Annotated in this window: 16 protein-coding genes; 10 read left to right on the forward strand and 6 right to left on the reverse strand. The window is 73.6% G+C overall.

From position 1 onward, the window contains the following. Nucleotides 1-73: 73 nt before the first annotated feature. The 4 genes from FXF52_RS11725 to FXF52_RS11740 form a co-directional block, all read right to left on the reverse strand. Nucleotides 74-691, reverse strand: coding sequence for a PadR family transcriptional regulator (locus FXF52_RS11725; RefSeq protein WP_148796356.1), 618 nt, complete (start codon nt 689-691; stop codon nt 74-76). Beyond that, a complete protein-coding gene (locus tag FXF52_RS11730; protein ID WP_148796357.1) occupies nt 688-1,524 on the reverse strand; it encodes a DUF4097 family beta strand repeat-containing protein in 837 nt (278 codons plus the stop codon). The genes FXF52_RS11725 and FXF52_RS11730 overlap by 4 nt, the downstream gene beginning before the upstream one ends. A 102-nt stretch (nt 1,525-1,626) precedes the next feature. Further along, the gene (locus FXF52_RS11735) at nt 1,627-2,607 is read right to left on the reverse strand and encodes a 1-acyl-sn-glycerol-3-phosphate acyltransferase (protein ID WP_187413449.1); all 981 of its coding nucleotides are present in this window, start codon (nt 2,605-2,607) and stop codon (nt 1,627-1,629) included. Further along, nucleotides 2,604-3,419 (reverse strand): GNAT family N-acetyltransferase, encoded by an 816-nt coding sequence (locus FXF52_RS11740; RefSeq protein ID WP_148796358.1) that lies wholly within the window; start codon nt 3,417-3,419, stop codon nt 2,604-2,606. The genes FXF52_RS11735 and FXF52_RS11740 overlap by 4 nt, the downstream gene beginning before the upstream one ends. 240 nt (nt 3,420-3,659) lie before the next feature. Here FXF52_RS11740 and FXF52_RS11745 point away from each other — a divergent pair, with 240 nt between their 5' ends. The 5 genes from FXF52_RS11745 to FXF52_RS11765 all read left to right on the forward strand — a co-directional run bounded on the left by FXF52_RS11745 (nt 3,660) and on the right by FXF52_RS11765 (nt 10,537). Next, complete coding sequence (locus FXF52_RS11745) at nt 3,660-4,319, forward strand: hypothetical protein (RefSeq protein WP_148796359.1); 660 nt, start codon at nt 3,660-3,662, stop codon at nt 4,317-4,319. 158 nt (nt 4,320-4,477) lie between these two features. Continuing rightward, nucleotides 4,478-5,416, forward strand: coding sequence for an ABC transporter ATP-binding protein (locus tag FXF52_RS11750; RefSeq protein WP_148796481.1), 939 nt, complete (start codon nt 4,478-4,480; stop codon nt 5,414-5,416). Continuing rightward, nucleotides 5,413-6,225, forward strand: a complete 813-nt coding sequence (locus FXF52_RS11755) for an ABC transporter permease (protein WP_148796360.1) — start codon at nt 5,413-5,415, stop codon at nt 6,223-6,225. Before FXF52_RS11750 ends, FXF52_RS11755 begins: the two co-directional genes overlap by 4 nt. A gap of 298 nt (nt 6,226-6,523) precedes the next feature. Beyond that, on the forward strand, nt 6,524-10,267 hold the full coding sequence (locus FXF52_RS11760) for a multifunctional oxoglutarate decarboxylase/oxoglutarate dehydrogenase thiamine pyrophosphate-binding subunit/dihydrolipoyllysine-residue succinyltransferase subunit (RefSeq protein ID WP_148796362.1): 3,744 nt from the start codon (nt 6,524-6,526) through the stop codon (nt 10,265-10,267). 90 nt (nt 10,268-10,357) lie between these two features. Further along, nucleotides 10,358-10,537, forward strand: a complete 180-nt coding sequence (locus FXF52_RS11765; protein ID WP_148796364.1) for a DUF6104 family protein — start codon at nt 10,358-10,360, stop codon at nt 10,535-10,537. Between the two features lie 19 nt (nt 10,538-10,556). Here FXF52_RS11765 and FXF52_RS11770 read toward each other — a convergent pair whose 3' ends face one another. Then, complete coding sequence (locus tag FXF52_RS11770; RefSeq protein WP_255471860.1) at nt 10,557-11,132, reverse strand: TetR/AcrR family transcriptional regulator; 576 nt, start codon at nt 11,130-11,132, stop codon at nt 10,557-10,559. Between the two features lie 49 nt (nt 11,133-11,181). Between FXF52_RS11770 and FXF52_RS11775 the strand changes: the two genes are divergently transcribed. The 4 genes from FXF52_RS11775 to FXF52_RS11790 all read left to right on the forward strand — a co-directional run bounded on the left by FXF52_RS11775 (nt 11,182) and on the right by FXF52_RS11790 (nt 15,755). Beyond that, complete coding sequence (locus FXF52_RS11775) at nt 11,182-11,685, forward strand: GNAT family N-acetyltransferase (protein ID WP_148796368.1); 504 nt, start codon at nt 11,182-11,184, stop codon at nt 11,683-11,685. Between the two features lie 103 nt (nt 11,686-11,788). Continuing rightward, nucleotides 11,789-12,496, forward strand: coding sequence for a DUF998 domain-containing protein (locus tag FXF52_RS11780; RefSeq protein ID WP_187413450.1), 708 nt, complete (start codon nt 11,789-11,791; stop codon nt 12,494-12,496). Nucleotides 12,497-12,564: 68 nt separating this feature from the next. Next, a complete protein-coding gene (gene pta / locus FXF52_RS11785; protein ID WP_148796370.1) occupies nt 12,565-14,637 on the forward strand; it encodes a phosphate acetyltransferase in 2,073 nt (690 codons plus the stop codon). Next, nucleotides 14,634-15,755, forward strand: a complete 1,122-nt coding sequence (locus tag FXF52_RS11790; protein ID WP_148796372.1) for an acetate/propionate family kinase — start codon at nt 14,634-14,636, stop codon at nt 15,753-15,755. The genes pta and FXF52_RS11790 overlap by 4 nt, the downstream gene beginning before the upstream one ends. Before the next feature lie 96 nt (nt 15,756-15,851). Here the strand turns inward: FXF52_RS11790 and FXF52_RS41575 are convergent, their stop codons facing one another. After that, nucleotides 15,852-16,022 (reverse strand): hypothetical protein, encoded by a 171-nt coding sequence (locus FXF52_RS41575; protein WP_187413451.1) that lies wholly within the window; start codon nt 16,020-16,022, stop codon nt 15,852-15,854. A gap of 158 nt (nt 16,023-16,180) precedes the next feature. Between FXF52_RS41575 and FXF52_RS11795 the strand changes: the two genes are divergently transcribed. After that, the gene (locus FXF52_RS11795; protein ID WP_148796374.1) at nt 16,181-17,158 is read left to right on the forward strand and encodes an alpha/beta hydrolase; all 978 of its coding nucleotides are present in this window, start codon (nt 16,181-16,183) and stop codon (nt 17,156-17,158) included. The last annotated feature ends 245 nt before the right edge of the window (nt 17,159-17,403 follow it).

The raw sequence follows: 17,403 nt of genomic DNA on the forward strand, positions 1-17,403 counted from the left end.
CCGCGCCCTGCCTGCGGCGGCGCTGGGTGGATGCTGGAAACAACCTGTGAGCCGGCCCGCCCTGGCGACGGGCTCAGCGGAGCAGCCGGCGCAGCCCGTCCAACGCGCCGTCGAGCAGCCGGATCGCCGTCCGCAGCTGGGTGTCGGTGAGCCGCCCGGCGCGGACCAGCGCGCCGACCTCGACGGTGAACGCGGCGAGCCGCTGGTCGAACTCGGCGAGCAGGGGCGACTCGCCGGCCGCGGCCGGCGCCCCGTTGGCGGCGGGCCGGGTCGGTGGCGGCTCCCAGTGCGCCCGCCGGGTCTGCCGGGCCGCCTCGCGCAGCTCCCGCTTGAGGTCGCGCACCGAGCCGCGCACCTCGGTCCGGATCTCGCCGGCCAGGGCGGTGAGGTCCTCGACGGAGGCGGTGATGTCCGATTCCAGGGCGGCCAGCTCGTCGGCGCGCTGCCGCAGCTCGGCGCGGCCCGCCTCGGTGATCTCGTACACCTTCCGGCCGCCGGCGGCGGTGTGGGTGACCAGTCCTTCGACCTCCAGGCGTTGCAGCCGGGGGTAGATGGTGCCGGCGCTGGGCGCGTAGAGGCCGAGGAAGCGGTCCTCCAGCAACCGGATCAGCTCGTAGCCGTGCTTCGGGCCGTCGTCGAGAAGCTTGAGCAGGTAGAGCCGGAGCCGCCCGTGACTGAACACGGCGGTCACGGCAGCTCCTCCAGGTCGTCGGCGTCCTCGACGGGCCGGGCGAGCAGCGCGATGCTGCCGGAGGTCGCGGACGCCCAGAGCTTACCGCCGCCCGTGCCGAGGACCCCGTGACTGTCCTTCATCGCGCCCAGCCCGGCGCGGCCGCGCACCTGGGGGAAACCGCTGGTGATCCGCCCGGAGACGGTGTGCAGGTCGACGGTGAGGTCGCTGTCCTCCCGGACCCGGACGGTGATGCTGCCGGAGATGGCGCTGAGCCGGATCTCGCTGCCCCGGGGGTTGTCCAGGTCGCAGGTGATCGAGCCGGAGACGGTGTGCGCGTGCACCCGGCCGGGCGCGCTCTCGGCGAGGATCACCTCGCCGGAGACCGTCTCCAGGGACAGGTCGCCGGCGACGCCGAGCGCCTCCACCGGGCCGGAGGTGACCTTCGCGGTGGTCCGGCCGCGCAGCCCCATCAGGGTGATCTGGCCGGAGGTGACGTCGACCTGGGTGTCCCGGCGCAGGCCGGAGGCGACCAGCGAGCCGTCCACCAGCCGCAGGTCGGCCAGCACGTCGGCCGGCACGGCGACGGAGACCTCGGCCCGGAACCGGCGACCGAGCTGGCCGAGCCACCAGAGGAAGCCGGGCCAGCGGGGGTGTCGTTGGTGCCCGACGAACAGGCGGCCGTCGCGGTGCTCCACGATGACCGGCCGCCGGCTGACCCGGGTGACGTCGATCCGGGCCGGGCCGTCGGTGGCGACCACGTTGAGCCGGCCGGTGACCAGCCGTACGTCGAGCCGGGTGACCGGCCCGTCCAGGGTGAGCCGCTGCGGGCTGTCGACCGTCCAGCTGGCCATGGCGTCCTCCCTCTCGGTGACGTACCGATCCACGGCACGTCGAATGACGGGAGGAGCATAACGCGATACATCGCGACTGAACAAGATAGTGTCGCGACTCTGTCAGGCGGCCCGGTCGAGCACCACCTCCCTCGCCTCCCGCCCGGCGGCGGACGGGACCGCGGGCACGGATCCGGCCGGCACCGCGAGACCGGGGCCGGACGGCAGCACCCCGACCGGCGCCGGCAGGAGGCCGCCCACCGGGGCGGTCCGGCCGAGGGCCACCGGGCGGGCCGGGGTGAGGTGCACCACCGACTCGGCGGCGCGGGCGAGCATCCGCCGGTCCGCGTCCGCCGCCGGGTGCAGCGCGGCGGCCACCACCACCGACACGGTCAGGTCCCGGGCGGCGAGCACCCGGCGGACCGAGTCCCAGAGGGTCTCCTCGCCGAGGAACGCGGCCAGGGTGGTCGGGTCGCCGGCGTACCGGTAGCTGAGCCGGAGCGGGACGACCGGTGCGCCGGCGTCCACCGCGGCCTGGAACATGGCCGGCCGGAACCCGCCACGCGGCCGGCAGTCGGCGACCTCGCCGCACCAGGTGGTGCCCTCGGGGAAGACCGCCACCGGGTGCCCGGCGCGCAGCGCGGCGGCCACCCGGGCGACCGTGCCCGGCAGGTCCCGTGGCCGCGCCCGGTCCACGAACACGGTGCCGGCGGCGGCGGCCAGCGGTCCCACCACCGGCCAGTCCCGGACCTCCCGCTTGGCGAGCATCCGGGCCGGGGCGACCGCGAGCACCGCGAGGATGTCCAGCCAGGAGACGTGGTTGGCGACCAGCAGGGCCGGCCGGCGCGGCGTCCGGCCGCGCACCACCAGCCGCACCCCGAGCGCGCGCAGCGTCCCCCGCGCCCAGCCGCGCAGCGCGGCCCCCCGGTGCCGGGCGGGCAGCACCGGCAGCAGCGCGGCCAGCCCGACCCCGGCCAGGAGCATCCCGAGCACGCCGAGCAGCCGCGCCAGCCGGCGCGGGCGCGACACGGTGGTACCCGTGGCGGCGGGCAGGCACCACGAGCCACAGCCCGAGGTCGGCCGCCACAACTCCTCGGCGGTCACGCCGGCTCCCCGCCCAGGAAGTGCCGCAGGTAGCGGGGGTTCATCCGGTCCACCGAGAGCAGTACGTAGAAGTCGGCGCAGCCGAAGTCCGGGTCGTACGCCGGCTCCCCGCAGACCCAGGCGCCGAGCCGCAGGTAGCCGCGGAGCAGCGGCGGGATAAGCGCCCGCCGCTCGGACGGCGACAACTCTGGCTCGGCGCGCTGCGCCCCGGAGCCGTCGGCCAGGGTGGCCGGGGCGGCGGCCGGCGCTTCGGCGAACCACGGGCGGCGGGGCGTGACCCGCAGCGGCGGCGGGGCGAGGTGCCGGGCGGTGGCCTGCGCCCACACCTCGGCGGCCGCGGTCCCGCCGTCCGTCACCGGCACCGAGGCGCAGCCGCCAAGCCAGCGCGAGCCGCGCAGGTGCAGGTAGCGGGCGATGCCGGCCCACATCAGGTTGATCACCGCTCCGGAGCGGTGGTCCGGGTGCACGCAGGAGCGGCCGGCCTCCACCAGGTCGTCGCGGAGCGGGGCGAGCGGGGTCAGGTCGAACTCGCCGTCGGCGTACGGGCGCTGGGCGCGGCCGGGCGGCAGCAGCCGGTACGTGCCGACCACCTCGTCGGTGCCCTCCCGCAGCACGACCAGGTGGTCGCAGTGGGCGTCGAACTCGTCGGTGTCGAGCCCGGCGACCCCCGGGTGCAGGGTCGCGCCGAGTTCGGTGGCGAACACCTCGTGACGGAGGCGTTGCGCGGCCGCGACCAGGGTCGGGTCGTCGGCGATCAGCAGGGTGTATCCGCTGGTCGTGAGGGGTGCGCCAGCGGCGTGCAGAACAGCCATGGCTACCTGTGTAAGGGTCCCGGGTTGCCGCCCCCGGGGACGACGGGTGTCGATCCGGTGAACGCCACCCCACCGCCCGCCGCCGGGACGCGGCGATCAGGGAGTTGGCGGCACGTTCGCCCGGTTCGCGACCGCCAACCTCATGATCGGCCCACTGGAGTTGGCGCGGGGCGGCGTGCGAGGCTGCCGGGGGCGGGCCGGCGAGGGGGCCGGGGCCGCGAGCAGGTGCGGAGGAGCTACATGATCATCGAGTCCCGCTTCCACGGACCGGCCGGTTCGGGCAACGGCGGCTGGAGCGCCGGGCTGTTCGCGGCGGCGGTCGATGACCGGGGGCCGGTGGAGGTCACCCTGCGCAAGCCGCCTCCGCTCGAGACCCCGCTGACCGCGGTGGACGGCACGGTCCGCGCCCCGGACGGCCAGGTCATCGCCCAGGTACGCCGGGTCGAGGAGTTCACCGCCGTGGTCCCGCCGGTGGACCAAGCCACCGCGGCGGCCGCCGCGCAGGCGTACCCGGGGCTGGTGGAGCACCCCTTCCCCGGCTGCTACGTCTGCGGCCCGGAGAACCCGGACGGGCTGCGGATCTTCCCGGGCCGGCTGCCGGACGGCCGGACCGCGGCACCGTTCCGCGCCCCGGCCGAGGTGGTGCCCGCGACGGTCTGGGCGGCGCTCGACTGCCCCGGCGGCTGGGCGGTGATCGCGCCCGGCCGCCCGTACGTCCTCGGTCGGATCGCGGCGGTGGTCGCGGCGCTGCCGCGTCCCGGCGACGAGTGCGTGGTGACCGGCGCGATGGTCGGCGCCCAGGGGCGCAAGGCCGAGGTCCACTCCAGCCTCTACGGCCCGGACGGCGCCCTGCTCGGATACGCGCGCGCCACCTGGATCGCGCTGCCGCCGGCAGCCTGACTCATCCCTCAGGATGATCGCCTCCTGCCCACGAGGGAGGAGCGCGTACGCATCGCGCCTGATTGACCGGCTTGCACGGGGTTGCCAGGCTGTGCCACGGCGCCCCGCAACGGCGTCCCCATCGGCGCGCCCGCGCGCCGGGGCAGGAGAGGAGAATGATGTCCGACGGGCAGTGGAGCCCCAGCGCCGGGACCGGCCAGATCGTGGTGTCCGGACTGACGAAGGAATACAAGACCGTCCGGGCGGTCGACAATCTGTCGTTCACCGTCGAGCCGGGGCGGGTGACCGGCTTCCTCGGCCCGAACGGCGCAGGCAAGACGACCACCCTGCGCATGCTGCTCAACCTGGTCACCCCGACCGCGGGCCAGGCCACCATCGGCGGCCACCGGTACGCCGACCTGGCCGACCCGCTGCGCTCGGTGGGCGCGGTGCTGGAGGCGTCCAGCGCGCACAAGGGCCGCACCGGGATCAACCACCTGCGGGTGATCTGCGCGGCGGCGGGCCTGCCCCGGCACCGGGCCGACGAGGCGCTCGCGCTGGTCGGGCTCACCCCGGCGGCGAAGCGCAAGTTCAAGGGCTACTCGCTGGGCATGAAGCAGCGGCTCGGCATCGCCGCCGCGATGCTCGGCAACCCACAGGTGCTGATCCTCGACGAGCCGGCCAACGGCCTCGACCCGGAGGGGATCCGCTGGATGCGCGGCTTCCTCAAGGGGCTGGCCGCCGAGGGGCGGACCGTACTCGTCTCCAGCCACCTGCTCTCCGAGATGCAGTTGCTCGCCGACGACGTGGTGATCATCGCGGCCGGCAAGCTGGTCCGGCAGGGGCCGGTGGACCAGGTGATCGGCTCGATGACGCACGGCGCGCGGGTGCGGGTACGCACCCCGCAGGCCGAGGAGCTGACCGCGGCGCTGCGCGAGCAGTCGGCCACGGTGGACGCCGACGGCCAGGGCGCGCTGCTGGTCACCGGGGTGGACGCGGCGACCGTGGGCCGGGTGGCCCTGGCCGCCAAGGTGGAGCTGCACGAGCTGACCACCGAGCGCCCCGACCTGGAGGGGGTCTTCCTCGAACTGACGGCCGGAAAGGCGGAGATCCGATGAACCTGGTCCGATCCGAGCTGCTCAAGATCCGTACGACCAGCACCTGGTGGCTGCTGGGGATCGGCGCGTTCCTCGCCACCGCGGTGGCCTTCGCGGTGAACGCTTGGCTCGCGCACACCACGCTGAGCGGCCGGGGCGAGGAGATCGGGGTCAGCGGCGAACAGGCGACCGCGGCCGCCCAGGCGGCCAACCTCTACACGTCCGGGCAGTACCTCGGCCTGCTGTTCGTGATGCTCATCGGCATCCTGATGGTCACCAACGAGTTCTTCCACCAGACGGCGACCACCACCTTCCTCACCACGCCACGCCGCACCTCGGTGATCCTCGCCAAGCTCGGCGCCGCGTCGCTGCTCGGCTTCGGCTTCTGGCTGGCCACCACGGTGATCGACCTGCTCGCCGGGGCGGCCTTCCTGTCCCTGGACGGCCACGGCACCCAGCTCGGCGAGTGGGACGTGCAGCGCGCCCTGCTGCTCAACCTGCTGGCGTACGCGATCTGGACCGGTCTCGGGGTGGGCATCGGGACGCTGATCCCCAACCAGCTCGGCGCGGTGATCACCGCGGCGGTGCTCTACCTGGTCGGCACGCAGGTCGTGCAGCTGCTCTTCTTCCTGCTCTCCAACTGGCTCGACAACGAGGCCGTGATCAAGTGGCAGGTCGTCTGGCCGGCCGTCGCCTCCCAGGTGATGATCAGCGGGGAACCCAGCCAGTTCACGCCCGCCTGGTGGGTGGGCGGCTTGGTGCTGGTCGGCTACGCCCTGGTCAGCGGTGTCACCGGCGTCCTGATCACCCGACGGCGCGACATCGCCTGAGCCGTGACCGCACGGCCCCGGCCGGTGACCATCCGTCACCGATCGGGGCCGTGCGTCGCTCCGGGCCTGTTTCATCCCGGGCATGGCCTGGCGAAACAGCCACTAGCAGGGGTCAACGCGACACGCAGGGTTTGCCGAACTTCTGGCATCTTCTGTGAAACGGACCACGGGCCGGAGGCGAGAATGCCTGCGGCATTCGTACGGCGTAGCCTGGGAGCCGTCTTCCGTCCGCCGGTGTTGCGGCACGGACGACACCGCGTGACATTACGAACCCGCGTGAAAGAGGCGATCAGCGGCCGTGTCGACCCAGCAGACTTCGCAGGAGAACCCACTGGCGGGTTTCGGCCCGAACGAGTGGATCGTCGAGGAGATGTACCAGCGCTACCTCGCCGACCCGTCGAGCGTCGACTCGGCCTGGCACGACTTCTTCGCCGACTACAAGCCGGCCCCCGGCGCCGCCACACCGCGCCCTGACGGCCAGGCCAAGCCGGCCGCCGCGCCGGAGCCGGCCGAGCAGCAGGAGGCGGTCGCCACGGTGACCCAGCGGCCGGCCGCCGAGCAGCCCGCCACGAAGCCGGCCGCCGCGGCCAAGGCCGCCCCGGCCCCCGCCAAGCCCGCCGCCGCGAAGCCCGCGCCGGCCGCCAAGGCCGCCCCGGCCAAGCCGGCCGCCAAGGCCCCCGCCGTGAGTGCCGCCGGCACCACCCCGCTGCGCGGCGTGGCCGCCAAGATCGTCCAGAACATGGACGCCTCGCTGGCCGTGCCGACCGCGACGAGCGTCCGCGCGGTCCCGGCGAAGCTGCTGGTCGACAACCGCATCGTGATCAACAACCACCTGGCCCGCGGCCGCGGCGGCAAGGTGAGCTTCACCCACCTGATCGGGTACGCGATGGTCCGGGCGCTGATCGAGCACCCGGAGATGAACAACTCCTACGCCGAGGTCGACGGCAAGCCGGCGATGGTCCGGCCGGAGCACGTCAACCTGGGCATCGCCATCGACCTGGCCAAGCCGGACGGCTCCCGCAACCTGGTGGTGCCCTCCATCAAGGCCTGCGAGCAGATGGACTTCCGGCAGTTCTGGCAGGCGTACGAGGACGTGGTCCGGCGCGCCCGCCGCAACGAGCTCACCATGGACGACTACGCCGGCACCACCATCTCGCTGACCAACCCGGGCGGCATCGGCACGGTCCACTCGATCCCGCGCCTGATGCAGGGGCAGAGCGCCATCATCGGCGTCGGCGCCATGGAATACCCGGCCCCGTACCAGGGCATGAGCGAGGCGACCCTGGCCGAGCTGGCGGTCAGCAAGATCATCACGCTGACCAGCACGTACGACCACCGCATCATCCAGGGCGCCCAGTCCGGCGAGTTCCTCAAGGTGATGCACGAGCTGCTGCTCGGCGAGCGCGGCTTCTACGACGAGATCTTCACCTCGCTGCGCATCCCGTACGAGCCGGTGCGCTGGGTGCGCGACGTGGCCGTCGACTCCGAGGGCCAGATCAACAAGACCGCGCGGGTGCACGAGCTGATCCACGCGTACCGGGTCCGGGGCCACCTGATGGCCGACACCGACCCGCTGGAGTTCACCATCCGCAAGCACCCGGACCTGGACGTCCTGGAGCACGGGCTGACCCTGTGGGACCTGGACCGGGTCTTCCCGGTCAACGGCTTCGCCGGCAAGCAGCGGATGAAGCTGCGCTCGATCCTCGGCGTGCTGCGCGACTCGTACTGCCGCCGGGTCGGCATCGAGTACATGCACATCCAGGACCCGGAGGAGCGGCGCTGGCTCCAGGAGCGGGTCGAGCGCAAGTACGAGAAGCCGACCCCGGACGAGCAGAAGCACGTGCTCAACCGGCTCAACGCGGCCGAGGCGTTCGAGACCTTCCTGCAGACCAAGTACGTCGGCCAGAAGCGCTTCTCGCTGGAGGGTGGCGAGTCGCTGATCCCGCTCCTCGGCGAGGTGCTGGAGTGCTCCGCCGAGGCCGGGCTGGACGAGGTCGTCATCGGCATGGCCCACCGCGGCCGGCTCAACGTGTTGGCCAACATCGTCGGCAAGCCGTACGAGAAGATCTTCTCCGAGTTCGAGGGGCACCTCGACCCGCGCTCCACGCAGGGCTCGGGCGACGTGAAGTACCACCTCGGCCAGAATGGCAAGTTCACCACGCCGGACGGCGGGCACGCGGTCAAGGTCTCGGTGGTGGCGAACCCGTCCCACCTGGAGGCCGTGGACCCGGTGCTGGAGGGCATCGTCCGGGCCAAGCAGGACCGGATCGACCTCAAGCTGGAGGGCTACACCGTGCTGCCGCTGGCGGTGCACGGTGACGCCGCGTTCGCCGGCCAGGGCGTGGTCGCCGAGACGCTGAACCTGTCCCAGCTGCGCGGCTACCGCACCGGCGGCACCGTGCATGTGGTGGTGAACAACCAGGTCGGCTTCACCACCGCCCCGGAATACAGCCGGTCCAGCCTCTACAGCACCGACGTGGCCCGGATGATCCAGGCGCCGATCTTCCACGTCAACGGCGACGACCCCGAGGCCGTGGTCCGGGTGGCCCGGCTCGCCTTCGAGTACCGCCAGGCGTTCAACAAGGACGTCGTGATCGACATGGTCTGCTACCGCCGGCGCGGGCACAACGAGGGCGACGACCCGTCGATGTCCAACCCGCAGATGTACCGGATCATCGACTCGAAGCGGTCGGTCCGGAAGCTCTACACCGAGGAGCTCATCGGGCGGGGTGACATCACCGTGGAGGACGCGGAGGAGCTGCTGCGCGACTACCAGGCGCAGCTGGAGCGGGTCTTCAAGGCCACCCGCGACGCCGCCACCACCCCGCGCCAGCTCAGCCGGCCGCCCCGGCTGGTCGAGCCGGAGCCGCAGGTGGAGACCGCGACCGACGCGGCCGTCATCAAGGCGATCGGCGAGGCGCACGTCAACCTGCCGGAGGGCTTCACCCCGCACAAGCGGATCCAGCAGCTGCTCGACCGCCGGGCGAAGATGTCCGTCGAGGGCAACATCGACTGGGGTTACGGCGAGATCATCGCGTTCGGCTCGCTGCTGCACGACGGGGTCACCGTCCGGCTCGCCGGGCAGGACTCCCGCCGTGGCACCTTCGTCCAGCGGCACGCCTCGGTCGTCGACGCGAAGACCGGCGACGACTACCTCCCGCTGCAGTCGCTCACCGGCGACGGCGAGCGGTCCCGCTTCTTCGTCCACGACTCGCTGCTGTCCGAGTACGCCGCCATGGGCTTCGAATACGGCTACTCGGTGGAGAACGTCAACGCGCTGGTCTGCTGGGAGGCCCAGTTCGGTGACTTCGTCAACGGCGCCCAGTCGGTGATCGACGAGTTCATCTCCTCCGGCGAGGTGAAGTGGGGCCAGCGCTCCGCGGTCACCCTGCTGCTGCCGCACGGTCACGAGGGCCAGGGCCCGGACCACACCTCCGGCCGCCCGGAGCGGTTCCTCCAGCTCTGCGCCGAGGACAACATGCGGGTGGCGATCCCGAGCACCCCGGCGAACTACTTCCACCTGCTGCGCCGCCAGGCCCTCTCGCCGAAGCGGAAGCCGCTGGTGGTGTTCACGCCGAAGTCGCTGCTGCGGCACAAGCTCTGCGTGTCGCCGGTGGAGGACTTCACCATCGGCACCTTCCAGCCGGTCCTGCGGGACACCGCCGCTCCGGCGCCGGAGCAGGTGAAGCGGGTGCTGCTCTGCTCGGGCAAGGTCTACTACGACCTGTTCCAGGCCCGGCAGGAGCGGGGCGTCACGGACACCGCGATCATCCGGGTGGAGCAGCTCTACCCGCTGCCCGTCGAGGAGGTCCGGGCCGCCCTGGCGCAGTACCCGAACGCCGAGGACTTCGCCTGGGTCCAGGAGGAGCCGGCCAACCAGGGCGCCTGGTCGTTCGTCGCGCTCAACCTGCTGGAGCACCTGGACGGCGTCCGGCTGCGCCGCATCTCCCGCCCGGCCGCCGCCGCCCCGGCGGTCGGCTCGGCGAAGATGCACGAGGTCGAGCAGGGCGCGCTGATCGAGGCGGCCCTCCCCCGCCCGTGACCTGACCGCACCGCCAGTGCCGGGGCAGCGACCGTACGACGGCCGCTGCCCCGGTCGCGTGGCGGCCCTTTTCTGCCGAGAGGACTCATCATGTACTTCACCGACCGCGGCATCGAGGAGCTGGTCGAGCGCCGGGGCGACGAGCAGATCAGCATGGAGTGGCTGGGTGAGCGGCTCCGCGACTTCGTGGACCTGAACCCGGAGTTCGAGACCCCGATCGAGCGCTTCGCCACCTGGCTGGCCCGGCTGGACGACGAGGACGAGGAGTAGGTCGGCAAGGCCGGCCGGGTTACCGGGCCGTCGTCCCGACCAGGCACAGGTATCGTTCGACGACCGCCGTGGTGCGTTCGGCGTCTCCGGTGGCCAGCAGGTCGAGCAGGGCGCCGCGTAGCAGCGCCAGACCGAGGGCGGGATCCGTGGCGCCGCCGCCGGCCTCGCCGTGGGCGTCGGCCAGCAGGCCGAGCCAGTCCGCCACCGTCTGCCGGGCGAAGCCCGCCCACGGTCCGTCCGGTTCGCTCAGCGAGCGGGCGTACGCCTGCAGCCAGAGGACCAGCATCGGGCGGTGTGCCGGCGCCACGAGCCATGCCCAGGTCGCCCGCACCGCCGCGGCGAAGTCGTCGGCGCCCGTCGCCTCCCGGGCCTGCCGAAGCGCCGCCAGCTCGTCGGCCCGGGCTCGGGCGAGCAGGGCACGGATCAGCTCGTCCTTGGAGCCGAAGAGAAAGAGCAGGACGCGAGGGCTGGACCCGATGGCGGCGGCGAGCGGGCGTAGCGACAGCTCCGCCAGCCCGTGCTCCAACGCGTACCGGTACGCCCGCTCGAGGAGTTCGTCGCGGCGGGCACTCGGGGGTCGCTCGTGCTGCGTCACAGCGCTACTCTGCCACTGAAACGACTGTTTCAGTTGTGGAGGGCTGTCGATGAGCGCGGAAATCCTCATTCGTCCGTTGGGCCGCCCCGGTGACCTCGGCTGGGTGGTGATGGCCCACGGCGAGGTGTACGCCGCCGAGTTCGGCTGGGACACCAGCTTCGAGGCGCTCGTGGCCCGGATCGTGGCGGACTACGCCGCCGGCCACGACGCGGCCCGCGAGGCGGCCTGGATCGCCGAGCTGGACGGCGAGCGGGTGGGCTGCGTCTTCTGTGTGGCGGCGGACGAGCGGACGGCGCAGCTCCGCATCCTGCTGGTCGACCCGGCAGCCCGGGGACGGCGGGTCGGCGGCCGACTCGTCGACGAGTGCCTCGCCTTCGCCCGCCGGGCGGGGTACACCCGGATGCGGCTCTGGACCAATCACCCCCTGGTCGCCGCCCGCCGGATCTACCTCTCCCGCGGCTTCCGCCTGGTGCAGGAGGAACCACACCACAGCTTCGGCGCGGACCTGACCGGGCAGGTGTACGAACGGGAGCTGGCGCCCGCCGGCGGGTGAGCCGACCATTGACGCGGACCGTGCCGGTCGCGTCCACTGGAGAGCAACGCCCCAGCGACCAGGACGCGTCGGACCACACCCCGCCGACGCCAGGGAGGCGGAGATGAATCCCGAACTCCACAAGCCGCCGCAGGACGCGGTGACCGTACGCCACCTGCGCCTCGGCATCGGATCCGTCGGCATCGCACTGCCGGTCGTGCTGGTGGTGGGTCACCTGGTCGTCGCCCGCCGGCTCACCCTGCTCGACTCGCTCAGCGGCTACTACCACACCGAGATGCGGGACGTCTTCGTCGGCTCGCTGTGCGCCGTCGGGGTGTTCCTGATCGCCTACCGCTACCACTGGCCGGACGACGCGCTGGGCACCGTAGCCGGGGTGCTGGCGGTGGCGGTGGCCCTGTTCCCCACCACGGTGGGCGCGCCGGCCGGCACCACCAGCCACAGCGACCGGCTGGTCGGCGTGGTGCACCAGGTCGCCGCCGCGGCGCTGTTCGTGCTCCTCGCGGCCTTCTGCCTCTTCCTCTTCACCCGCCGGGACCGGGTCGGCGTGCCGCCGCGCCCGTCGGCCGTCCGGTTCTACCGCGTCTGCGGCGGGCTGATCCTGGCGGCGATCGCACTCGCGCTGGCCAGCACGCAACTGCCCGCGGACGTACGGCACACGCTCAAGCCGGTGTTGTGGTGCGAGACGGTGGCCGTGTTCGCCTTCGGGGCGGCCTGGGTGGCGAAGAGCGACGCGCTGTTCCGGGCTGCCGAGTCCGTCGACGAGAGCGACGTGGGCCAGGACACCCGGCCCGCCACGCCGACCTCGTCCTGATCGGCGAGGGGCCGGTCCCGGGCACAAGGACCCGGGCGGCCGACACCGCGATCTTGTAGCGTGAGTGCGTGGCACGCAGCGTGTACCTGACCAGCGTGGGATCGGGCGGGGGCAAGTCGACCGTCGCGCTCGGGCTGGCGGAGCTGCTGTCCCGGCAGGTCGAGCGGATCGGCGCGTTCCGGCCGCTGGTCGCCGGCCGGGGCCCCGACCAGATCCTCGCGCTGCTCACCGAGCGCTACCGGGTGGAGCTGCCGGTCGACGCGCTGCACGGCGCGACGTACGCCGAGGCCACCACGCTGGTCGCGGACGGCCGGCGGGAGGAGCTGATCTCCCGGATCGTGGCCCGCTACCGGGAGGTGGAGCGGCGCTGCCCGGCGGTGGTCGTGGTGGGCAGCGACTTCGCCGACGGGGACGGTGCCGGCCCGCGCGAGCTCGCGTTCAACGCCCGGCTGGCGACGGAGTTCGGCAGCGTGGTGGTGCCGGTGGTCGACGGCTTCGACCAGCCGCCCGAGGCGGTCGCGGCGGCGGTGCGCGGGGCGTACCACGACCTGGCGGACCTGGGGGCGACCGTGGTGGCGGTGGTCGCCAACCGGGTGCCCGCGCCGATGGCCTTGCCCGAGCTGCCCGTCCCCGCGTACGCGATCCCGGAGGTGCCGGCCGTGTCGGCGCCGACGGTGGCCGAGGTGGCGGCGGCGCTCGGCGCCACCCTGCTCTCCGGCGACGACACCGCGCTGGACCGGGACGTGCTCGACTACGTGGTGGGCGCGGCGCACGTGCCCACCCTGCTGGACCACCTGACCGACGGCGCGCTGGTGATCACCCCCGGCGACCGGGCCGACCTGCTGGTGGCGGCGAGCGCCGCGCACGTGGCCGGGCAGGTCTCCGTGGCCGGGCTGGTGCTCACCCTCGGCGAGCAGCCGGACCCGCGGGCGATGCGGCTGGTCGAGCGGCTCAACACCGGGTTGGCCGTGCTGTCGGTGACCAGCGACAGCTACGCCACGGTCGAGGCGTCCAGCCGGATCGAGGGCCGGCCCAGCGTGGCGAACCCCCGCAAGGTGGAGGCGGCGCTCGGTGCCTTCGAACGCTGCGTGGACACCGTCGACCTGGCCCGGCGGCTACGGGTCAGCCGTTCCGCGCGGGTCACCCCGTTGATGTTCGAGAACGACCTGATCGACCGGGCCCGGGCGCGGCGCCGGCGGCTGGTGCTGCCGGAGGGCGCCGAGGAGCGCATCCTGCGCGCGGCCGAGATCCTGCTGCACCGGGGCGTCGCCGACCTGACCCTGCTCGGGCGGCCGGCGGACGTCGCCCGGCGGACCCGGGAGCTGGGCGTCGACATCGGCGGTGCGCAGGTGGTCGACCCGGCCGCCAGCGAGTGGCGGGACGAGTTCGCCGCCGAGTACGCGCGGCTCCGCGCGCACCGGGGCGTCACGCCCGAGCTGGCCCACGACATCGTGGCGCAGCCCAACTACTTCGGCACCATGATGGTGCACTCCGGACGCGCCGACGGGATGGTCTCCGGCGCCACCCACACCACAGCGGCCACCATCCGGCCGGCCTTCGAGATCATCCGGACGGTGCCGGGGGTCTCCGTCGCCTCCAGTGTCTTCTTCATGCTGCTCGCCGACCGGGTGCTGGTCTACGGCGACTGCGCGGTCAACCCGGACCCGGACGCCGCACAGCTCGCCGACATCGCCATCTCCTCGGCCGACACGGCGGCCCGGTTCGGCATCGAGCCGCGGGTGGCGATGCTGTCGTACTCGACCGGCGACTCCGGCTTCGGGGCGGACGTGGAGAAGGTCGCGGCGGCCACCAAGCTGGTCCGGGAGCGCCGGCGCGAGCTGCTGGTGGAGGGCCCGATCCAGTACGACGCGGCGATCGACCCGCAGGTCGCGGCCACCAAGCTGCCGGACAGCCCGGTGGCGGGGCGGGCCACCGTGTTCATCTTCCCCGACCTGAACACCGGCAACAACACCTACAAGGCGGTGCAGCGCTCGGCCGGGGCGGTGGCGGTCGGCCCGGTCATGCAGGGCCTGCGGCGGCCGGTCAACGACCTGTCCCGGGGCGCCACCGTGCCGGACATCGTCAACACCGTGGCGATCACCGCCATCCAGGCCGCCGCGTCGTCGGAGGGGGTCGCGTGACCGACCGGGTGCTGGTCCTCAACTGCGGGTCCTCGTCCGTCAAGTACCGGCTGTACGACGGCGAGGAGGTCCGGGACAAGGGCAAGATCGAGCGGGTGGGCGAGCCGGGCGGCGGGCCGCCCGACCACGAGAGCGCGGTACGGGAGATCATCGACCGGCTCGACCTCGACGGGCTGACCGCGGTCGGGCATCGGGTGGTGCACGGCGGTTGCACGTTCAGCGCGCCGACACTGATCGACGACCGGGTGCTCGCCGCGATCGAGGACCTCGTCCCGCTCGCCCCGCTGCACAACCCGGTGAACCTGGCCGGCATCCGGGTGGCCCGGGAGACGCTGCCGGACACCCCGCAGGTCGCCGTCTTCGACACCGCGTTCCACCACACGCTGCCCGAGGCCGCCGCCACCTACGCCATCGACCGGGACACCGCCGAGCGGTACGGCGTCCGCCGGTACGGCTTCCACGGCACCTCGCACGCGTACGTCTCGCGGCGCACCGCCGAGCTGCTGGGCCGGCCGTACGCGGAGCTGAACACCATCACCCTGCACCTGGGCAACGGGGCGAGCGCCTGCGCGGTCCAGGGCGGGCGGAGTGTGGCCACCTCGATGGGCCTGTCGCCGCTGGAGGGCCTGGTCATGGGCACCCGCAGCGGGGACCTCGACCCGACGGTCATCTTCCACCTGCGCCGCGAGGCGGGGATGGGCGTGGACGAGATCGACGACCTGCTCAACCACCGCAGCGGCCTGCTCGGCCTGACCGGGGCCAACGACATGCGCGAGGTGCTGACCCGCCGGGACGGCGGGGATCCCGCCGCCGCGCTCGCCTTCGACGCCTACTGTCGGCGGATCAAGAGCTACGTGGGCGGCTACTACGCCCTGCTCGGACGGGTGGACGCGGTCACCTTCACCGCCGGCGTCGGCGAACACGCGGCACCGGTCCGCGCCGCCGCGCTGGCCGGCCTGGACCGGCTGGGGATCGCCGTCGACCCGGCGCGCAACGAGGGCAGCGGCGACCGGGTGATCTCCCCCGCCGGCACCGAGGTCACCGTCTGCGTGATCCGTACCGACGAGGAGCGCGAGATCGCCCGGGAGACCCGGGACGTGCTCGCCTTGCGCGGCTGAGGCCAGTCGGCCTGCGGCTGTCCGATCGGCTGGAGTGCCGAATCCGGCGAGGGCCGCGCGGACCGGATGGTGGTCGTCCGCAGCCGGCGGCGGGGGTCAGGCCAGCGCCAGCCAGACCACTACGGCGACCACCACCACGGCGACGCCGATGCCGGCGATCAGCGGGAGCCGGGACGGCGCCTCGGCCGCCGCTGCCGCGTCCGGCGAGTCGACGAAGGCACGGAACTGCGCGGTGTTGCCGCTGGGGTCGGTGTAGTTCTCAGACATGCGCGTGACCATAGCGAAGCTCGTCCACCCGGAGGGTCTTCCGCCGGGCCGGTGACGACAACATCGTCCGGCCGGTGGAGCCGCGTCGGCCGGGTGGTGGCGGCGCTTGGTCCGGACGTCCGGGCCGCACCGGCCACCCGGCCGCCTACCGTGAAGAGGTGAGGGTGCAGCGGCTGGTCGCCGCACTGGTGACGGCGCTGCTCGTGGGGTGTGCTCCGGCCAGCGCCACGACCCGCGGTCCGACCTCGCCCGCCTCGCGACCCGCCCCGCAGGGGATGTACCCGGTCGGCGTGCGGCAGTTCGTCGTCGACCCGGGCGGCCCCCGGCCCCTGCCGGTCACCGTCTGGTACCCGGCGGAGTCCCCGGCGCCTTCGACGCCCACCGCCTCCGCGACCGACCCGCTGTGGGCGCGGACCGGTGCAGGCGGCCCGAGCGTACGGGCCGGCGCGCGGGTGGCCACCGGGCGGTTCCCGGTGGTGATCTACAGCCACGGGCTGCGCAGCCTGCCCGAGCTGCACGCCCCGCTGACCGCCCGCTGGGCCGCCGCCGGCTTCGTGGTGGCCGCGCCGGCGTTCCCGCGTACCAACCTGCGGGCCCGGGACTTCACCCGGGCGGACGTCCGCAACCAGCCCGCCGACGGCTGGCGGCTGATCCGCCACCTGGTACGCCTCGACACCCGCCGCGGCGACCCGTTCGCCGGGCGCCTGGCCGTCAACCGGATCGCCGCCGCCGGACACTCCGCGGGCGGCTTCACCACGGCCGGCATGTTCACCTCGGGACACTCGGCCCGGCTGCGCTCCGGGATCGTGCTCGCCGGCGGCGGGCTGGCCGGCAGCTTCGCCGGTCCGGTGGCGCCGCTGCTCTTCGTGCACGGCACCGCCGACCCGGTCGTGCCCGAGTCGGTCGGCCGGGCCGCGTACGCCCGCGCGCTCGGGCCGGCCGCGTTCCTGAGCCTGCGTGGCCAGGGCCACGGCGAGTACCTCATCCCGGGGCACCCCGGCTTTCCGCAGGTCCTCGCCACCACCATCGACTTCCTCCGGTGGACGCTCTACGACGACGCGGCCGCCCTGCACCGCCTCCCCACCGACGCCCGCCTGCCCGGCCTCACCACGCTCACCAGCCGACTCCCCCGCTGACCCGGCGCTCACCCCGGGCCCACTCCGGGTCCGCGACCAGACTCCGCCACATCGCCTCCGCGCCGACGGGCGCCTCCGTGCCGTCGGACGCCTCCGTGCCGTCCGACGCACATCGCCGACCCGGCGGTATCGCCCAGCCCCGGATCCCGCCACATCGCCGACCCGGCGTCGGTGACGGCTCGGCCCCCGGCCCTGCCAAGCCCCGACGGGGCGGCGCGGCCCGCCGATGGGCGATAGCGTCGCCC

It is taken from the genome of Micromonospora sp. MP36 (assembly GCF_008119785.1).
GTDB lineage: Bacteria > Actinomycetota > Actinomycetes > Mycobacteriales > Micromonosporaceae > Micromonospora.

Coding starts and splice junctions, on each gene's coding strand:
- FXF52_RS11730 (WP_148796357.1), bottom strand. CDS start 1,524: ATGGCCAGCTGGACGGTCGACAGCCCGCAGCGGCTCACCCTGGACGGG.
- FXF52_RS11740 (WP_148796358.1), bottom strand. CDS start 3,419: ATGGCTGTTCTGCACGCCGCTGGCGCACCCCTCACGACCAGCGGATAC.
- FXF52_RS11745 (WP_148796359.1), top strand. CDS start 3,660: ATGATCATCGAGTCCCGCTTCCACGGACCGGCCGGTTCGGGCAACGGC.
- FXF52_RS11750 (WP_148796481.1), top strand. CDS start 4,478: ATGTCCGACGGGCAGTGGAGCCCCAGCGCCGGGACCGGCCAGATCGTG.
- FXF52_RS11755 (WP_148796360.1), top strand. CDS start 5,413: ATGAACCTGGTCCGATCCGAGCTGCTCAAGATCCGTACGACCAGCACC.
- FXF52_RS11765 (WP_148796364.1), top strand. CDS start 10,358: ATGTACTTCACCGACCGCGGCATCGAGGAGCTGGTCGAGCGCCGGGGC.
- FXF52_RS11775 (WP_148796368.1), top strand. CDS start 11,182: ATGAGCGCGGAAATCCTCATTCGTCCGTTGGGCCGCCCCGGTGACCTC.
- FXF52_RS11780 (WP_187413450.1), top strand. CDS start 11,789: ATGAATCCCGAACTCCACAAGCCGCCGCAGGACGCGGTGACCGTACGC.
- FXF52_RS41575 (WP_187413451.1), bottom strand. CDS start 16,022: ATGTCTGAGAACTACACCGACCCCAGCGGCAACACCGCGCAGTTCCGT.